General features: G+C 50.4%; 15 protein-coding genes and 1 other annotated feature. All 15 genes read left to right on the top strand.

Annotated elements, in window-relative coordinates:
- Positions 1-143 precede the first annotated feature (143 nt).
- The 15 genes from AC4EHJ_RS05235 (at position 144) to pyrE (ending at position 18,009) form a co-directional block, all read left to right on the top strand.
- A complete protein-coding gene (locus tag AC4EHJ_RS05235) occupies positions 144-929 on the top strand; it encodes a YlmH family RNA-binding protein (RefSeq protein ID WP_490974518.1) in 786 nt (261 codons plus the stop codon).
- 96 nt (positions 930-1,025) lie between these two features.
- Positions 1,026-1,541, top strand: a complete 516-nt coding sequence (locus AC4EHJ_RS05230; protein ID WP_490974517.1) for a DivIVA domain-containing protein — start codon at positions 1,026-1,028, stop codon at positions 1,539-1,541.
- Between the two features lie 42 nt (positions 1,542-1,583).
- Positions 1,584-1,792: a binding site (T-box leader), on the top strand.
- Positions 1,793-1,834: 42 nt separating this feature from the next.
- The gene (ileS, locus tag AC4EHJ_RS05225; protein ID WP_490974516.1) at positions 1,835-4,597 is read left to right on the top strand and encodes an isoleucine--tRNA ligase; all 2,763 of its coding nucleotides are present in this window, start codon (positions 1,835-1,837) and stop codon (positions 4,595-4,597) included.
- Between the two features lie 442 nt (positions 4,598-5,039).
- On the top strand, positions 5,040-5,516 hold the full coding sequence (gene lspA, locus AC4EHJ_RS05220; RefSeq protein ID WP_490974515.1) for a signal peptidase II: 477 nt from the start codon (positions 5,040-5,042) through the stop codon (positions 5,514-5,516).
- Positions 5,517-5,521: 5 nt separating this feature from the next.
- Positions 5,522-6,433, top strand: a complete 912-nt coding sequence (locus AC4EHJ_RS05215; protein ID WP_490975621.1) for an RluA family pseudouridine synthase — start codon at positions 5,522-5,524, stop codon at positions 6,431-6,433.
- Between the two features lie 191 nt (positions 6,434-6,624).
- A complete protein-coding gene (pyrR, locus tag AC4EHJ_RS05210) occupies positions 6,625-7,164 on the top strand; it encodes a bifunctional pyr operon transcriptional regulator/uracil phosphoribosyltransferase PyrR (protein ID WP_490974514.1) in 540 nt (179 codons plus the stop codon).
- Between the two features lie 18 nt (positions 7,165-7,182).
- A complete protein-coding gene (locus AC4EHJ_RS05205; protein WP_490974513.1) occupies positions 7,183-8,472 on the top strand; it encodes a solute carrier family 23 protein in 1,290 nt (429 codons plus the stop codon).
- A gap of 125 nt (positions 8,473-8,597) precedes the next feature.
- Positions 8,598-9,467 (top strand): aspartate carbamoyltransferase catalytic subunit, encoded by an 870-nt coding sequence (locus tag AC4EHJ_RS05200; RefSeq protein WP_490974512.1) that lies wholly within the window; start codon positions 8,598-8,600, stop codon positions 9,465-9,467.
- A 2-nt stretch (positions 9,468-9,469) separates the two neighbouring features.
- Positions 9,470-10,750 (top strand): dihydroorotase, encoded by a 1,281-nt coding sequence (pyrC, locus tag AC4EHJ_RS05195; RefSeq protein WP_490974511.1) that lies wholly within the window; start codon positions 9,470-9,472, stop codon positions 10,748-10,750.
- Positions 10,747-11,841: a carbamoyl phosphate synthase small subunit gene (locus tag AC4EHJ_RS05190; RefSeq protein ID WP_490974510.1), complete on the top strand. Its 1,095-nt coding sequence runs from the start codon at positions 10,747-10,749 to the stop codon at positions 11,839-11,841. The genes pyrC and AC4EHJ_RS05190 overlap by 4 nt, the downstream gene beginning before the upstream one ends.
- Positions 11,834-15,022, top strand: coding sequence for a carbamoyl-phosphate synthase large subunit (gene carB / locus AC4EHJ_RS05185; protein ID WP_490974509.1), 3,189 nt, complete (start codon positions 11,834-11,836; stop codon positions 15,020-15,022). The genes AC4EHJ_RS05190 and carB overlap by 8 nt, the downstream gene beginning before the upstream one ends.
- Complete coding sequence (locus AC4EHJ_RS05180) at positions 15,019-15,786, top strand: dihydroorotate dehydrogenase electron transfer subunit (protein WP_490974508.1); 768 nt, start codon at positions 15,019-15,021, stop codon at positions 15,784-15,786. The genes carB and AC4EHJ_RS05180 overlap by 4 nt, the downstream gene beginning before the upstream one ends.
- Entirely contained in the window at positions 15,783-16,697 is a 915-nt protein-coding gene (locus AC4EHJ_RS05175; protein WP_490974507.1) for a dihydroorotate dehydrogenase, read from the top strand. Before AC4EHJ_RS05180 ends, AC4EHJ_RS05175 begins: the two co-directional genes overlap by 4 nt.
- The gene (pyrF, locus tag AC4EHJ_RS05170; RefSeq protein ID WP_490974506.1) at positions 16,694-17,383 is read left to right on the top strand and encodes an orotidine-5'-phosphate decarboxylase; all 690 of its coding nucleotides are present in this window, start codon (positions 16,694-16,696) and stop codon (positions 17,381-17,383) included. Before AC4EHJ_RS05175 ends, pyrF begins: the two co-directional genes overlap by 4 nt.
- A complete protein-coding gene (gene pyrE / locus AC4EHJ_RS05165; RefSeq protein WP_490974505.1) occupies positions 17,380-18,009 on the top strand; it encodes an orotate phosphoribosyltransferase in 630 nt (209 codons plus the stop codon). The genes pyrF and pyrE overlap by 4 nt, the downstream gene beginning before the upstream one ends.
- Positions 18,010-18,107 lie beyond the last annotated feature (98 nt).

The following is an 18,107-nucleotide window of genomic DNA, read 5'->3' as shown; positions in this document are numbered from 1 at the left end:
GCTTCGGGACAAGAAGTGCGTTGCAGTGCTACGCACTTCGTCGCAAAGGTATTGCTCCAATGCTTGGGTCCATGCCTTCGCAGCTGTTTTGCGGAATATCGACAATTAACTGAATCTCAACAAACTAGAAAGGGGCGTTTACTATGGATTCTTTGTTTCAGCATTTCCGCAAAGATGAACAGCAATTTATTGAACAAGTTTCGGGCTGGATGATTGATGTCGAAGACCGATACACTCCTCGGCTCACAGATTTCCTAGATCCCCGGCAGCGTTTTATCGTCCAGTCGGTGATTGGTGCAAGCGATATCGGCGTGGCGGCTTCCGGCCGCTTCGAAGATGCAGAAAGACAGCGGGTTTTGCTGTATCCGTCATATTACGAGCTGCAAAAAGATGATTTTCAGATTACCGTTTTCGAAATCAGGTATCCGGTTAAATTCATTACGTTGAAACACCCTGACATTCTGGGATCCATGATGTCGATCGGCCTTGACCGGAACAAATACGGCGATATCCGCATCGATGGGCAGCGGATTCAAATTGCGGTGGCGGATGAAGTGAAGGCTTATCTTCAAGCGAATTTCACGATGGCAGCGAAAGTCAAAGTCCAGCTTGAGGAAGTCACGAATGAACTTGATTTCATCAAAGTGACGGAAGAATGGTCGGAAGAAAGCCATACGGTCAGCTCACTCCGGCTGGATACTGTCGTCAGCTCCATTTACAATATCTCTCGCCAGAAGGCAGCGGCGCTGATCAATGGCGGGAAAGTCAAAGTCAATTGGACGGTCCAGGAGCAGCCGTCTTTCGAATTGAATGAATCCGACATTATCTCGTCGCGTGGATTTGGGCGGATCAAAGTTGGAATGATCGAAGGGCGTACGAAAAAGGATAAAGTCCGCCTGCAGATTGGCAGATTAGACACGGCCAAATAGCGTCTGTTTTGAAAAAAAGTAAAATAATACTGATATTTACTGCCTTGGACTGTATAATGGGTAGTAACGCAGATTAGTTAAGGAGAGGTTCACAAAATGCCATTATCCCCTTTGGATATACATAATAAAGAGTTCGGCCGAGGATTCCGCGGCTATCAGGAAGACGAAGTAAATGAATTCCTGGACCAGATCATCAAGGATTACGAAATGCTTATGCGCGAAAAGAAAGAGCTTGAAGACCGCCTGAAACAGACGGATGAGCGCGTCGGACATTTTACAACGATTGAAACGACGCTTCAAAAGTCGATTGTCATTGCACAGGAAGCCGCTGAGGAAGTGCGCCGCAATTCTCAAAAAGAAGCGAAGTTGATTGTACGGGAAGCAGAAAAAAATGCAGACCGCATCGTTAACGAATCATTGACGAAAGCCCGCCGCATTGCCATGGAAATTGATGAGCTGAAAAAGCAGTCAAAGGTTTTCCGCAACCGTTTCAGAATGCTGGTAGAAGCGCAGCTTGATCTGATCGACACGGATGATTGGGAAACGTTGATGGAATATGACATCGACACGACGACGTTGGACAAACTTGAAGAGAAAAGAGAAGTCTACTAAGCTTGACGCTGGTAGATCCAACTTTTATAATTATAAAATATAAAAAATGCGTAGACAGAGACAGTACCCAATCCATATTCGACAAAGCGAGCCAGGGATAGTGTGAGCCTGGTGACAATGTTTTGGGGAACATCACTCTTGAGCAGAATCGGCGAATCACAGTAGCCGCTTCCGTTAAGCCACGATACGGCGTTCGAGTGGCAGCTTCGGCTGCAACAAGGGTGGTACCGCGAGAGCTTCTCGTCCCTTTCCAGGGATGGGGGCTTTTTATTATGTTCTTAGGAGGAATTACAGTGGAATACAAAGATACGTTATTGATGCCGAAAACAGATTTTCCGATGCGGGGCAATTTGCCGAACCGCGAACCTGAAATGCAAAAAAAATGGGAAGAAATGGATATCTATAAAAAAGTTCAAGACCGGACAAAAGGGCGTCCGTTCTTCATTCTTCATGATGGGCCGCCATATGCGAATGGCGATCTTCATATGGGCCATGCCTTGAACAAAGTGCTGAAAGATATGGTTGTCCGCTCTCGTTCAATGATGGGCTTTAATGCTCCTTACGTTCCAGGTTGGGACACACATGGGTTGCCGATCGAACAAGCGCTGACGAACAAAGGCGTTAACCGCAAGGAAATGTCGCTTGCCGAATTCCGCAAGCTTTGTGAAGAATATGCTTATGAGCAAATCGACAACCAGCGTTCGCAGTTTAAACGCATCGGTGTACGGGGAGATTGGGAAAATCCGTATGTCACGCTAGCGCCTGCTTATGAAGCGCGGCAAATCGAAGTCTTTGGCAAAATGGCGAATAAGGGCTATATCTATAAAGGCTTGAAACCGGTTTACTGGTCCCCGTCAAGCGAATCATCGCTGGCTGAAGCAGAAATCGAATATCACGACAAAAAATCTCCTTCTATCTATGTGTCGTTCCCGGTAACGGACGGCAAAGGTGTTTTGGCTGAAGGCACAAAATTGATCATCTGGACAACTACGCCATGGACAATTCCTGCTAACCTTGGAATCACGGTACACGCGGAATTGGATTACGTGGAAGTTTCAGTGAACGGTTCGTTATTCGTCATCGCACGCGCTTTATTGGATGAAGTGGCGAAAGAATTGGAATGGGTGGATTACGAAGTGGTGCGTGAGCTCAAAGGTGCTGAACTTGAGCACATTTTGACGAAACATCCATTATACGACCGTACTTCTTTGGTAATGCTGGGAGAGCATGTTACAACGGATTCCGGTACAGGCTGCGTACACACTGCACCTGGACATGGGGAAGACGATTTCCTGGTTGGTAAAAAGTACGGTTTGGATGTCCTGTGCCCGGTTGATGAGCGCGGCGTCATGACTGCTGAAGCTCCAGGTTTTGAAGGGGAATTTTACGATAAAGCCAATAAAACAATCACGGAAGCGTTGGACAATGCCGGCGCGCTGGAAAAATTATCATTCATCACCCACTCATATCCACATGACTGGCGCACGAAGAAACCTGTCATCTACCGTGCTACGGCGCAATGGTTCGTATCAATCGATGCTTTCCGCGACCAAATCCTGAAAGCAATCAATGAAACAACATTTACTCCGGCATGGGGCGAAACCCGCCTGTTCAATATGCTGCGCGACCGCGGCGATTGGAATATTTCGCGCCAGCGTGTCTGGGGCGTCCCGATTCCGGTGTTTTACGCTGAAAATGGCGATCCGGTCATCACGGAAGAAACGATTGCCCATATCGCCGGTTTGTTCCGTGAACACGGATCGAACGTTTGGCTTGAGCGTTCTGTTGAGGAGCTATTGCCAGAAGGCTTTACGCATCCTAGCAGCCCGAATGGCAAATTCACGAAAGAGACGGACATCATGGACGTCTGGTTCGACTCAGGTTCATCCCATCAAGGGGTGTTAGTAGAACGGGAAGAACTGAACTATCCGGCAGACCTTTATCTGGAAGGTTCAGACCAATACCGCGGCTGGTTCAACTCATCGCTGACGACAAGTGTCGCAATCAATGGCATCGCTCCATATAAAGGCATTTTAAGCCACGGCTTTACGCTTGACGGCAATGGACGGAAAATGAGCAAATCGCTCGGCAACGTTATCGTGCCTTCAAAAGTCATGAACCAAATGGGAGCGGACATCTTGCGCATGTGGGTTGCTTCAGTCGATTACACGGCAGATGTGCGCGTTTCAGACGAAAACTTCAAGCAAGTTTCTGAAGTTTACCGCAAAATCCGCAATACGTTGAAATTCCTTCACGGGAACCTGGCTGATTTCAATGAACAAGAACACCGCGTCGCTTTTGAAGACATGCGCGAAATGGACCAATATATGGCCATGAAGCTGCAGAAGATGATCGAAACAGTACGCAAAGGCTACGAGACGTATGAATTCTCATCCATTTACCACGCATTGAACGGCTATTGCGCGAATGATTTGAGCTCGTTCTATCTGGATGTTGCGAAAGACGTTGTCTATATCGAAGCGGCCAACCATCCACACCGCCGAGCGATGCAGACAGTAATGTTCGACTCGCTGATGGCGATTTTGAAATTGGCGACGCCGATCATTCCGCATACAACTGATGAAATGTGGAGCTATCTTGATTTCGTAACCGAGGACAGTGTTCAACTGGTTGACTTCCCTGAAGTGGATAAAAACCCTGCATTCGAAGGATTGGATGCGAAATGGTCGAAATTCATGGACAAGCGCGACGACGTGCTAAAAGCGCTTGAAGAAGCGCGCGCTGCAAAAACAATCGGTAAATCTCTTGAAGCCAAAGTGACAGTTTACGGAAGCAGTGAACTTCGCAGTCTTTTAACTTCAATCGACGACAATCCGGCTCAATTGTTCATCGTCTCCCAATATGAATTTGGCGGTTCTTTGGAGCAGGCTCCAGAACACGCGTTGAAATTCGGGGACACTGCAGTTGTAGTCCAAAAAGCACCAGGCGAGAAATGTGAACGCTGCTGGACGATTTCACAAGAAATCGGCACGAGCAAAGCGCATCCGGCATTATGCCCGCGCTGCGCAAATGTAGTAGAAAAGCAATTCGCTTAAGTAAGATGAAAAGGTCTGGAATGCCGGAGTCTCCGGTGTTCTGGACTTTTTTCTGTTAAATAAGTTGAACTAAAGAAGCATCATATTAAAAATCGCTTCGGTCGCTTTGGGCATGGCTCTCGCCATGAGCCGAGAAGACCACTTGTCTCATTGCTTCGCCTAGCCCTTTGACGCGCCTCCGCTCAGAGATCTCTCGATATGGAGCAAAACAGCGGAGACGCCTACGGGAAAGCGAGACTGCCGAGACCCCGCAGGGAGCGAAGCGACTGAGGAGGCTTGGCGCTCGCCCGCGGCAAGCGTAGCTGTTTTGCGGAATATCGATTATGAATATTCATTGGTTCAACTTATATATTCGGAGCAGATTCAGACTTGCAGAGCCTGATATTCTTTTGGGGCGGTTTGTGGTAAAATAGGATGACTGCTGAATTGACGGGGGAAACACATGTTTATTTATTATGCAATAGCTGTACTGATCGTAGCCATCGACCAGTGGACCAAATGGCTCGTGTTGAAGAATATGGAACTGGGTGAACGCATTCCGGTCATTGATCCTTACCTGGGCTGGCTGTCACACCGCAATCGTGGAGCGGCTTGGGGGATGCTGGAAGGCCAGATGTGGCTGTTTGCCATCATTACGGTCGGCGTGATCATCGGCATCATCTATTATTTCCACAAGCATGCCAAAGGTCAGCCGCTGTTCCAATGGAGCTTGATGCTGATTCTGGGCGGAGCGATAGGGAATTTCATCGACCGCATGGCGAGGGGCGAAGTCGTCGATTTTGTAGATGTGCTCATTCCCATCATCAATTACGATTTTCCGATTTTCAATGTAGCTGATGCAGCATTGACAGTTGGTGTAGTACTAATGGTCATATTCGTTTTTTATGACGAAAAACAACAAAAGAAAAAGGTGTCTTAATGGAAATTGAAGATTTGACAATACAAATTACTGAAGAAATGGCCGGAGTCCGCATCGATAAAGCTGTATCATCGATCGACGAAGACTGGTCGCGCTCGCAAATTGCAAACTGGGTGAAAGATGGCGCAGTGAAAGTCAATGGCGAGATCGTTAAGCCGAATTACAAAGTACGCCCCGAAGACATCATTGTCGTCACGCCGCCTTCCTTGGAAGAGCTGGACGTTGTGCCGGAAGATCTGAATTTAGAGATCGTTTACGAAGACGCAGATGTGCTCGTCGTCAACAAGCCGAAAGGCATGGTTGTACATCCAGCACCAGGCCACTCAAAAGGCACATTGGTCAACGGTTTGATGTTCCAGATTAAAGATTTGTCTGGCATCAACGGAGTGGTCCGCCCAGGCATTGTCCACCGCATCGACAAAGATACGTCCGGATTGCTGATGGTCGCGAAAAACGACGCATCGCATAATTCGCTAGTTGATCAATTGGTGAAGAAAACAGTTACACGGAAATACGTAGCACTTGTGCACGGCCACATCCCGCACGATAAAGGGACAATTGATGCACCGATTGGACGCGATTCGAAAGATCGCCAAAAAATGGCGGTTATCGACAAAGGCAAGAATGCCGTCACCCATTTCCGTGTTTTAGAGCGTTTTGGCAATTACACATTGGTGGAATGCCGTTTGGAAACTGGGCGCACGCACCAAATCCGGGTCCATATGAAATACATCGGCTTCCCGCTGGTCGGCGATCCGAAATACGGACCGAAGAAAACCTTAGATTGCGGCGGACAGGCATTGCATGCTGAAGTCATCGGTTTCATCCACCCGAAATCGGGCGAATACCTGGAGTTCACAACTGAACCGCCGGCAGAATTCTCTGAGCTGTTGGAATCTCTCCGCGACAAGGATTGACAAAGCGGAACGTCCTGCTTTATACTGAGAAAAATCAATCGAATAAGCATCACCTTTAATATCAGTCCAGAGAGGCTGAGAAGGTATTACGCGAAAGCCGGAGGAATGGTCCCTCCGTGCCTAATTTTACTGCGCATAAACCCTCTTGCCCTCTGGCAAGAGGGTTTTTTATTTGGTAAAGGAGTGTAAGCATGGTAGAGAAAGCGGATATTTTAGATGAAAAAGCAATTGCGCGGGCAATCACCCGCATCGCGCATGAAATCATCGAGCGCAACAAAGGCATTGATGAATGTGTGCTCGTCGGCATCAAGACGCGGGGCGCTTTCATCGCAAAGCGCCTGGCCGACCGAATCGAGCAGATTGAAGGCAAGCCGATCATGACAGGTGAACTAGACATCACGCTTTACCGGGATGACTTGAGCCTCAAGAACAAGAATCAGGAACCTCTTGTTCAGCAAGTGGACATCTCGCATAACATTTCGAACAAGAAAGTCGTGCTGGTGGATGATGTCCTTTACACAGGCCGCACAGTCCGAGCCGCGATGGACGCGGTTATGGACCTCGGACGCCCGGCACAGATTCAATTGGCGGTCCTGATCGACAGGGGGCACCGGGAACTCCCAATCCGAGCCGATTTCGTCGGCAAAAACATCCCGACCTCAAGCAACGAGCGCATCGTCGTTCAAATGATAGAAAGCGACGGCAGCGACCGCGTAGCAATACACGAATAGGATTGGAGAGAATTGACTGTGACTGAAGCAATATTGGATGTACATGACAAACCGAAAACGGCCCAATGGATCTCCTTGAGCCTGCAGCATATGTTCGCCATGTTCGGAGCGACAATTTTGGTTCCGAAACTCGTGGGCCTGAGCCCGGCGATTGCGCTTTTGACAAGCGGCATCGCAACCATCATCTTCATCCTTATCACCCAGTTTAAAGTACCGGCTTATCTTGGCTCATCATTCGCATTTATCGTGCCGATTACGATCGCCACGGAAACCGGAGGCATCGGATCGGCAATGATCGGCGCCATGTTCGTCTCGGTGGTGTACGCTTTGACAGCCTTGCTCATCTGGAAGACCGGCTACCGCTGGCTCATGGACCTGCTGCCGCCGATAGTTGTCGGCCCTGTCATTATCGTTATCGGTCTAGCCTTATCAGGCACCGCGGTTGGAATGGCGATGAACATCCCGACAGCGGACGGCGGATCGCAGTACAGCATGCTGCATTTCTCAGCTGCGCTGGTAACATTAGCCACAGCCATCATCTGCAATCTTTATTTCAAAAACATCATCAGCCTCATGCCAATTCTGATCGGCATCGTGGTCGGTTACGCTTATTCAGCGGCAATCGGCATCATCGATTACACGGTGATTGGCGAAACGAGCTGGTTCCAAGTGCCGGACTTTCTGCTGCCGGGCATCGATTACAGCTTCACTATAACGCCGACATTGCTGTTCATCATGGTACCGATCGCAATCGTCACCATATCAGAACACATCGGCCACCAGCTCGTTCTTGGAAAAATCGTCAAACGCAATTACATAAAAGACCCGGGCCTTCACCGGTCGATCCTTGGAGATGGCCTTGGGACGCTTGTGTCTTCACTGGTCGGCGGACCACCTAAAACCACATACGGTGAAAACATCGGCGTCTTGGCCATCACGCGGGTCTATAGCATCTACGTCATCATCGGCGCTGCCGTGTTCGCCATAGGATTTTCTTTCTTCGGCAAACTGATGGCGGCCATCGAAACAATTCCAGCCGCAGTGCTTGGCGGGATTTCCATCCTGCTGTTCGGCATCATCGCTTCATCGGGCCTGCGCATGCTGGTCGACAATAAAATCGATTTCGGCGAAAAACGCAATTTGGTCATCTCATCAGTCATCCTGGTTATCGGGATTGGCGGAGCGAAAATCGAGTTCAGTGAAACGTTCTCGATCGAAGGAATGGCGCTTGCGGCAATCATCGGCGTCTTGCTGAACTTGATTTTGCCGGGACGCGTCAAACAGGAAATTGATTTCGAAACTGAATAACCACCTTTTAATGAATGTCCAGAGAGGCATGGAAAGGGAAGTGGAAAAGGGCATAGACTGCACTTTTTTCCTCATACCTTCCTGCTCCTGGGAAGGTATTTTTTTATACAAAGGAGTGAAATGATGTGCCGAATGTATTGAGCATGGAAAACATGGACAACGCCGTCATCATGGCCTTGCTGCAGCGGGCGGATGAGTTTGAAAAAGGGGGGCGGAGCGAACTGGCCGGTACGGCGGTCAATTTATTCTTTGAACCGAGTACCCGGACGAAAATGAGCTTTGAAATGGCTGAGCATAAGCTGGGCATGACCGTACTGCCTTTTGAAACAGCGTTTTCAAGCATTCTGAAAGGCGAAACCTTATACGATACAGTGAAGACGCTTGAAGCAATCGGCGTTGACGCTGTCGTCATACGGCACGAAGAAGAAGCTTATTATGAACAGTTGATCGGCTGCGATGTCGCCGTCATTAACGGAGGGGACGGTTCAGGGCAGCACCCGACGCAGTCACTTTTGGATCTGTTGACGATCCATCAGGAGTTCGGCCGCATTGAGGGCATCCATGTCACGATTGTCGGAGATATCGCCCATAGCCGGGTGGCCAAATCGAACGCTTCTGCGCTTGAGAAGCTAGGAGCGAATGTGTCCTTCATCTGCCCGGAAGAATGGAGCGGAGAATACAAAACGTCCGAAAAACTCGATGACTTTATTGGCCACACAGACGTCGTGATGATGTTGAGGGTCCAGCATGAGCGTCATGCGGTATCTGCGCTGTTTTCAAAAGAGGATTATTACGAGAAGTATGGCTTGACCCTGGAACGGGAACGGAAAATGAAAGATTCGGCGATCATCATGCACCCAGCCCCGATAAACCGCGGTGTGGAAATTGCAGATAGCCTGGTGGAATGCGAACGTTCACGGATTTTCAAACAAATGGCCAATGGCGTATTCGTCCGGATGGCAGTGCTTGAATACGCAATGAAAGGGAGAGATTAAGAATGAATTTATTTATCAAAAATGTAAACATGCTAACAGAGGGCGAAATGGCTTTAACAAATATAAGGGTGGCGGACGGCAAAATCGCTGACATCGGAAGCGGATTGGCTTCACAAGGGGAAACAGAAATAGACGGCAATGGCCGGATGATCGCACCAGGTTTTGTAGACGTTCATGTGCATTTGCGTGAACCGGGCGGCGAAGGAAAAGAAACGATCGCAAGCGGTACGCGTTCAGCGGCAAAAGGTGGTTACACAACCATCTCTGCTATGCCGAATACGCGGCCGGTGCCGGACACGAAAGAAAACTTGCAGCTTGTCAATAACTTGATCGAGAAAAATGCGCTTATCCGGGTTTTGCCGTACGCTTCCATCACTATCCGCGAAGCAGGGAAAGAACGCACGAATTTACAGGAACTAAAAGATAACGGCGCGTTCGCGTTTACAGATGACGGCGTCGGAATTCAGCAAGCCGCCATGATGTTTGAGACGATGCAGGACGCAGCTGCGCTTAACATGACGATTGTCGCGCATTGTGAAGACAATAGCCTGATCTACGATGGTGTCATGCACGAAGGGAAGCGCAGCAAGGAATTGGGGCTGAAAGGCATACCGTCGGTGGCAGAATCGGTCCATATCGCACGGGATATCCTTCTCGCTGAGGCAGCTGGCGCGCATTATCATGTCTGCCACGTGTCAACAAAAGAATCGGTCCGCATCATCCGGGAAGCAAAGCGCGCAGGCGTCCATGTGACGACTGAAGTATGCCCGCACCATTTGCTGCTCAGCGAAGATGACATTCCGGGGGACGATGCAAACTGGAAAATGAACCCGCCGCTCCGGGCAAAGGAAGATGTAGAAGCGCTGCACGAAGGATTACTGGACGGCACGATCGACTTTATTGTGACGGACCACGCACCGCACACGCTAGAAGAAAAAGCGAACGGGATGGACAAGGCTCCATTTGGAATCGTTGGCTTGGAAACGGCGTTTCCGCTGCTGTACACGCATTACGTCGAAACAGGGAAATGGACGCTTCAACAGCTAATTGACTGGATGACGAAAAAGCCATGTGAAACATTCGGGTTGCCTTATGGGAAGATTGAAGCTGGGCAAGCAGCCGATTTGGTGCTGCTGGATCTGGAGAAAGAACAGCCAATCAACGTAGACGGATTTTTATCAAAAGGCAAGAACACGCCATTCGGCGGATGGGCATGCAAAGGATGGCCGGTAATGACGATATTCGAAGGACAAATCGCTTGGCAGGAGGAAACAAACCTATGAAACGTTATTTGATCTTAGAAGACGGAACGGTGTTTGAAGGGGAAGCATTCGGCGGAACGGCAGCATCAGTCGGGGAAGTGGTATTCAATACGAGCATGACGGGTTATCAGGAAATTTTGTCGGATCCTTCTTATTGCGGCCAGATCGTTACGATGACCTATCCGTTGATCGGCAATTACGGCATCAACAGCGATGACTTCGAATCGATCGAACCGGCAGTCAAAGGCATGGTCGTACGTGAAGTGGCGGATTTTCCGTCAAACTTCCGCTGCAATTCGACTTTGGATGAGCTGTTCCAGCGCAAGGGCATACCGGGAATCGCCGGGATCGACACACGCAAATTGACGCGCCTGATCCGTTCGAAAGGGTCGATCAAAGGCGTTTTAACTGCAGCGGATCAAGAAGTAGACGTCAATGAAGTGGTAGAAAAATTGCAGAACACGGTGATGCCGCGGGACCAAGTGGCGCAAGTTTCCACGGCTCGGCCTTATCCAAGCCCGGGGCGCGGCAAGCGCGTCGTGCTGATCGATTACGGCATGAAACACGGCATTCTGCGTGAACTGAATAACCGCGATTGCGATGTCATCGTCGTGCCTTACAATACGCCATCGAAGGAAATCATGGCTTGGGGGCCGGACGGCGTCATGCTGTCGAACGGGCCAGGGGATCCGAAAGATGTCCCGGAATGCGTTGAAGTAGTGGGGGAATTGATTGGACAGGTACCGGTTTTTGGGATTTGCCTGGGCCATCAGCTGTTCGCACGAGCTTGCGGAGCAGAAACATTTAAATTGAAATTCGGCCACCGCGGAGGCAACCATCCGGTGAAGGACTTGACAACCGGCAAAGTGGAAATCACTTCACAGAACCATGGCTACGCGGTCGATGAAGACACGCTGCAGGGCACGCGCCTGAAAGTGACGCACCGCGCGCTGAACGATGGCACCAATGAAGGGCTGTCGCATTTGGATTATCCGGCTTTCACTGTGCAATACCATCCCGAGTCCTCACCAGGGCCGGAAGATTCGAATTACCTGTTTGACCGTTTTATCGAAATGATGAGCGCAAACCGAAAGGAGCAGCAATATGCCTAAAAGACAAGATATTAAAAGCATTCTGGTGATCGGATCGGGGCCGATCGTCATCGGACAAGCAGCAGAATTCGATTACGCAGGAACTCAAGCATGTTTAGCTTTAAAAGAAGAAGGCTACCGGGTCATCCTGATCAACTCCAATCCAGCGACAATCATGACGGACACAGAAATTGCGGACAAAGTTTACATCGAACCGATCACACTTGAGTTTGTCAGCCGCATTTTGCGCAAAGAACGGCCGGACGCTTTGCTGCCGACATTGGGAGGGCAAACAGGCTTGAACATGGCAATCGAGTTGGACGAGTCGGGGATTCTCGACGAGCTTGAAATCGAAATTCTCGGCACCAAACTGGAAGCAATCCATAAAGCGGAAGACCGCGACTTGTTCCGTACCTTGATGAACGAACTGGGCGAACCCGTTCCAGATTCCGATATCATCCACAACATGACAGAAGCGAAAGCATTTGTTGCACGAATCGGCTATCCGGTCATCGTGCGCCCGGCGTTCACGCTGGGCGGCACTGGCGGAGGCATTTGCCATAATGATGAAGATTTACAGGAAATCGTTACAAGCGGTTTGAAATACAGCCCGGTAACGCAATGCCTGCTGGAAAAATCGATTGCCGGCTTTAAGGAAATCGAATATGAAGTAATGCGCGACGCCAACGATACAGCGATCGTGGTGTGCAATATGGAAAACATCGATCCGGTCGGCATCCATACAGGCGACTCGATCGTCGTGGCACCAAGCCAGACTTTGTCAGACCGCGAATATCAGATGCTCCGCAATGTGTCACTCAAAATCATCCGGGCATTGAAAATCGAAGGCGGCTGCAACGTGCAGCTGGCGCTCGATCCGGACAGCTTCAATTACTACATCATCGAAGTGAATCCGCGGGTCAGCCGCTCGTCTGCCTTGGCTTCAAAAGCGACAGGCTACCCGATTGCTAAGCTTGCGGCGAAAATTGCCGTCGGTTTGACGCTTGATGAAATGATGAACCCAGTAACGGGCCGCACCTATGCAGCTTTTGAACCGGCGCTCGACTACGTGGTCGCGAAGATTCCGCGCTGGCCGTTTGATAAATTCGAATCAGCAAAACGCAATCTCGGCACGCAAATGAAAGCGACAGGCGAAGTCATGGCAATGGGCCGGACTTTCGAAGAAGCAATTATGAAAGCTGTGCGTTCGCTGGAAACAGGCCAGTTCCATCTGGCATTGAAGAACGGAGCGGGCATGAGCGACGAATGGATCGAGAAACGCATCCGCCGCGCAGGCGATGAACGCTTGTTCTTTATCGGTGAAGCATTGCGCCGCGGCGTGACGATCGAAGCAATCCACGACTGGAGCCAAATTGATTTATTCTTCCTGAAGAAGTTCGAGAACCTCGTCCGCTATGAGGAAGTATTGAAAGACCATCCATTCGATTTTTCTGTAGCGAAAAAAGCGAAACGAATGGGCTTTGCGGACAAGACAATCGCGATGCTGTGGGAAAATTCCGAAGAAGCGGTCTATGAATGGCGCAAAGAGCAAGGGTTGATGCCTGTCTACAAAATGGTGGATACATGCGCGGCTGAATTCGAATCCGAAACGCCTTATTTCTATGGTACGTACGAAGACGAAAACGAATCGGTGAAAACGGACAAGGAAAGCATTATCGTCCTCGGTTCCGGTCCGATCCGCATCGGCCAAGGAGTCGAATTCGATTACGCCACCGTCCATTCGGTATGGGCAATCAAAGAAGCGGGCTATGAAGCAATCATCATCAACAGCAACCCGGAAACCGTCTCGACCGATTTCTCGATCTCCGATAAATTGTATTTCGAGCCGTTAACCGTTGAGGATGTCATGCACATTATTGAAATCGAGCAGCCGAAAGGCGTCGTCGTCCAATTCGGCGGGCAAACGGCCATCAACTTGGCTGAAAAGCTTGAACAGCACGGTGTGAAGATTCTTGGGACGTCTCTTGAAGATCTGGACCGAGCGGAAAACCGCAATAAATTCGAAGCGGCGCTGCACGAGATCGGCATTCCGCAGCCACTTGGCAAAACAGCGGTATCGGCGCAGGAAGCGGCCGTCATCGCAGGCGACATCGGCTATCCGGTCCTTGTCCGCCCTTCCTACGTACTTGGCGGGCGCGCAATGGAAATTGTCTATAACGAAGAGGATTTGCGCTATTATATGGAGCATGCCGTCGAAGCGAGCCCGGAACATCCAGTCTTGGTCGACCGTTACTTGACGGGGATCGAAATTGAAGTAGACGCCATTTCAGACGGGGAAAACGTCCTGATTCCCGGCATCATGGAACACATCGAACGCGCAGGCGTCCATTCCGGTGACTCGATTGCGGTATACCCGACCCAGAACATTTCGGATGAATTGCTCCATACATTGGTGGACTATACGACTCGCCTTGCCAAGGGCTTGAACATCGTTGGTTTGTTGAATATCCAGTACGTCATTTCCAAAGGCGAAGTTTTTGTTATTGAAGTCAACCCACGGTCAAGCCGGACAGTGCCGTTCATGAGCAAAATCACAGCCATTCCGATGGCGAACATTGCCATGAAGGCGATACTGGGGCAGTCGATCGTCAGCCAAGGCTACACGCCTGGGCTCGCGCCGCTTGCTAAAGGTGTCTACGTCAAAGTGCCGGTGTTCTCGTTCGCGAAATTGCGTCGCGTTGATATTACGCTTGGCCCTGAAATGAAATCGACAGGGGAAGTCATGGGCAAAGACGCGACGCTTGAAAAAGCGCTTTATAAAGGGCTTGTCGCAGCAGGAATGGAAATAAAAGATCACGGCACCGTGCTGATGACGGTTTCCGATAAAGATAAAGAAGAGGCGATTGGCCTTGCCAAACGCTTTACGGCAATCGGCTACCAGATCATGGCGACAGAAGGAACAGCGAAAACGCTTGAAGAAGCCGGAATCCGCGTTAAGGAAATCGGCAAAATCGGCGAACAAGGCGCGACTTTGGTCGATGCAATCCAAAACGGCCGCGCGCAGCTGGTCATCAACACATTGACGAGAGGCAAACAGCCTGAACGCGACGGTTTCCGTATTCGCCGCGAATCCGTAGAAAACGGTGTGCCATGTTTAACTTCGCTTGATACTGCACGCGCCATGCTCGGCGTCATCGAATCGATGACATTCTCAGCTGAAGAGATGGGGGCAGGCCTATGATCAGACAAGAAAAAATGGTTGTCGTCTCGCAGCAGCAGATTGCCCGCCACATTTTCGAATTGACGGTCAAAGGCGATTTGGTGCAGGACATGCTAGAACCAGGGCAATTTGTTCACATCCGGGTAGCGGATTCGTTTGAGCCGCTGCTGCGCCGCCCGATTTCCATCGCGGAAATCAACCGGGAAGAATCACAGTTCACGATGATTTACCGAGCTGAAGGGCGCGGCACAAACCTTTTGGCGGAGAAAGCGGTCGGGGCAACAATTGATGTGCTTGGACCGCTGGGCCACGGATTTGATGTCGATGCCGCCAAGACAAAAGCCTATTTGATTGGAGGGGGCATCGGCGTGCCGCCGCTTTACCAACTAGCGAAAGAATTGAATGCCAAAGGCGTTGAAACGGTCCATATTCTGGGCTTTGAAAGCAAAGAGGCTGTATTCTATGAAGCGAAATTCAAGGAACTCGGCGAGACGCATATTGCGACCGTCGACGGCTCCCATGGCACCCAAGGTTTTGTAACGCATATCCTCAATGAGTTGCCGAAGGATTTCGACACGTATTACAGCTGTGGCCCGACAGCTATGCTTGAAGCTGTGCAATGGGCATATCCGGAAAAGCAGGGCTTCCTGTCCTATGAACAGCGGATGGGCTGCGGCATCGGTGCGTGCTTTGCCTGCGTCTGCCGGACGACTAAAAGCGAGACGGATTACATCAAAGTTTGCTCAGATGGTCCGGTATTTCCAGCGGGAGTGGTGATTGTATGACAAATTTAACAGTGAGTTTGCCAGGCCTCAACCTGAAAAACCCGATCATGCCAGCTTCAGGCTGCTTCGGTTTCGGCAAGGAATATTCACAGCTATATGATTTATCCCAGCTTGGTGCCATCATGATCAAAGCGACAACTGCTGAAACGCGCCTCGGCAATCCGACGCCGCGTGTTGCGGAAACAAGCTCCGGCATGCTGAATGCCATTGGCTTGCAAAATCCGGGCCTTGAAAAAGTCATGGCTTCGGAACTGCCTTGGCTCGAGCAATACGATACATCGATCATCGCCAACGTTGCGGGCTCACAAACGGAAGATTACGTTGAAGTCGCGCGTGCGATTTCCAGTGCACCGAACGTCCATGCGCTGGAATTGAACATCTCTTGCCCGAACGTCAAACAAGGCGGCATCACGTTCGGCACGGACCCGGATATCGCGAGAGCGTTGACGCGTGCCGTGAAGGACGTTTCATCAGTGCCGGTGTATGTCAAATTATCGCCGAACGTCACCGACATCGTGCAACTTGCAAAAGCGGTCGAAGAAGGCGGAGCGGACGGCATCACAATGATCAATACATTGCTCGGCATGCGCCTAGACCCAAAAACAGGCCGGCCGGTCATTGCGAACATCACAGGCGGCTTATCAGGCCCTGCCATCAAACCGGTTGCGCTGCGGATGGTTTATGAAGTCCGCAAGCATACAAATCTGCCGATCATCGGCATGGGCGGCATCACTGACGTCACGGATGTCATCGATTTCCTGTCTGCCGGAGCCAATGCAGTAGCGGTCGGTACGGCGAACTTCGTCAACCCGTTCATATGCCCTGAAATCATTGCGGCATTGCCGGAAAAACTGCACGAACTCGGATTTGAATCGGTAGAAGAATTGGTCGGAAGGAGTCATCGCCTGTGAATAAACCCATCATCGCACTCGATTTTTCCACGAAACAGCAAGTAGAGGAATTTTTAAGCCGTTTTGACGATTCTTTATTTGTCAAAGTGGGCATGGAATTGTTCTACCAAGAAGGCCCGGCCTTGGTGCATGCCATCAAAGCGATGGGGCACGACATTTTCCTGGATCTGAAATTGCATGACATTCCGAACACGGTCGAATCAGCCATGCGCGGACTCGCGAAACTGGGCGTCGATATGACGAATGTCCATGCGGCAGGCGGCGTCGAAATGATGGAAGCAGCTAAGCGCGGGCTTTCAGGTTCTCAGACAAAATTGATTGCCGTGACACAATTGACGTCAACAAGTGAAGAACAAATGCACAGCGATCAAATGATTAGCGCTAGCCTCCACGAATCGGTGCTGCATTACGCGAAAAAGGCGAAACAAGCGGGGCTTGATGGTGTGGTATGCTCGGTGCTTGAAGCGGCCGCAATCGGCGAAGCGTGCGGCGAAAGCTTCATGCGCGTCACACCAGGCATCCGTCCGGCAGACACAGCGGCGGATGACCAAAAACGCATCGCCACGCCACAAGGGGCGAGGCTTCAAGGTTCGACGCATATTGTCGTCGGCCGGGCCATCACTAAAGCCGAAAATCCGGCTGCAAGCTATAGCCAAATCAAAAACGAATGGAGCGGACTCTTATGAAACAGCATATTGCGCGGCAATTATTGAGCATCGGGGCGATCGAATTGCGTCCGCATGAACCTTTTATCTGGGCATCAGGCGTTAAATCACCGATCTACTGCGATAACCGCCTAACGATGTCCTATCCTTCGGTGCGCAAAGAAATCGCCAAAGGTTTAGCTGGGCTGATCGAAGAATTTTACCCGGATTGCCAAGTAGTCGCGGGTACAGCGACAGCCGGCATTCCGCACGCGGCATGGGTCAGCGACTTGCTGGAACTGCCAATGGTGTACGTGCGCTCGAAAGCGAAAGAACACGGCCAGGGCAATATGGTTGAAGGCAAAGTCGAAAAGGGACAAAAAGTGGTGGTCGTGGAAGATTTGATTTCCAAAGGTGGTTCGGTGCTGCAAGCGGCAGAAGGCTTGAAAGCGGCCGGATTCGACGTGCTGGGCATCGTGGCAATCTTCACGTATGATTTGCCGCAGTCGATCGACGCCATCCGGGAAGCGGGTTTTACATTCCATACTTTGACGAATTTCCCTGCGCTTGTTGAAGAAGCGATCGACACCGGAGCGATCCGCGAAGAAGATTTGCCGATGCTGGCAGATTGGCATGAAAACTTGAAAGCTGGCACATTGAAGAGCTGACCCGAGGGTCGGCTTTTTTTATTTCTGCGGTGTTGGAAAGTATTTTGGGGCAATAGGGAAGTATTTTAGCTCTGTGGGATAGCAAAAGGGTCTAAACG

This window comes from Planococcus sp. TJ-301, from assembly GCF_058268475.1.
The sequence above is the reverse complement of the archived record's forward strand: the minus strand, read 5'-3'. Positions and strand labels throughout refer to the sequence as shown.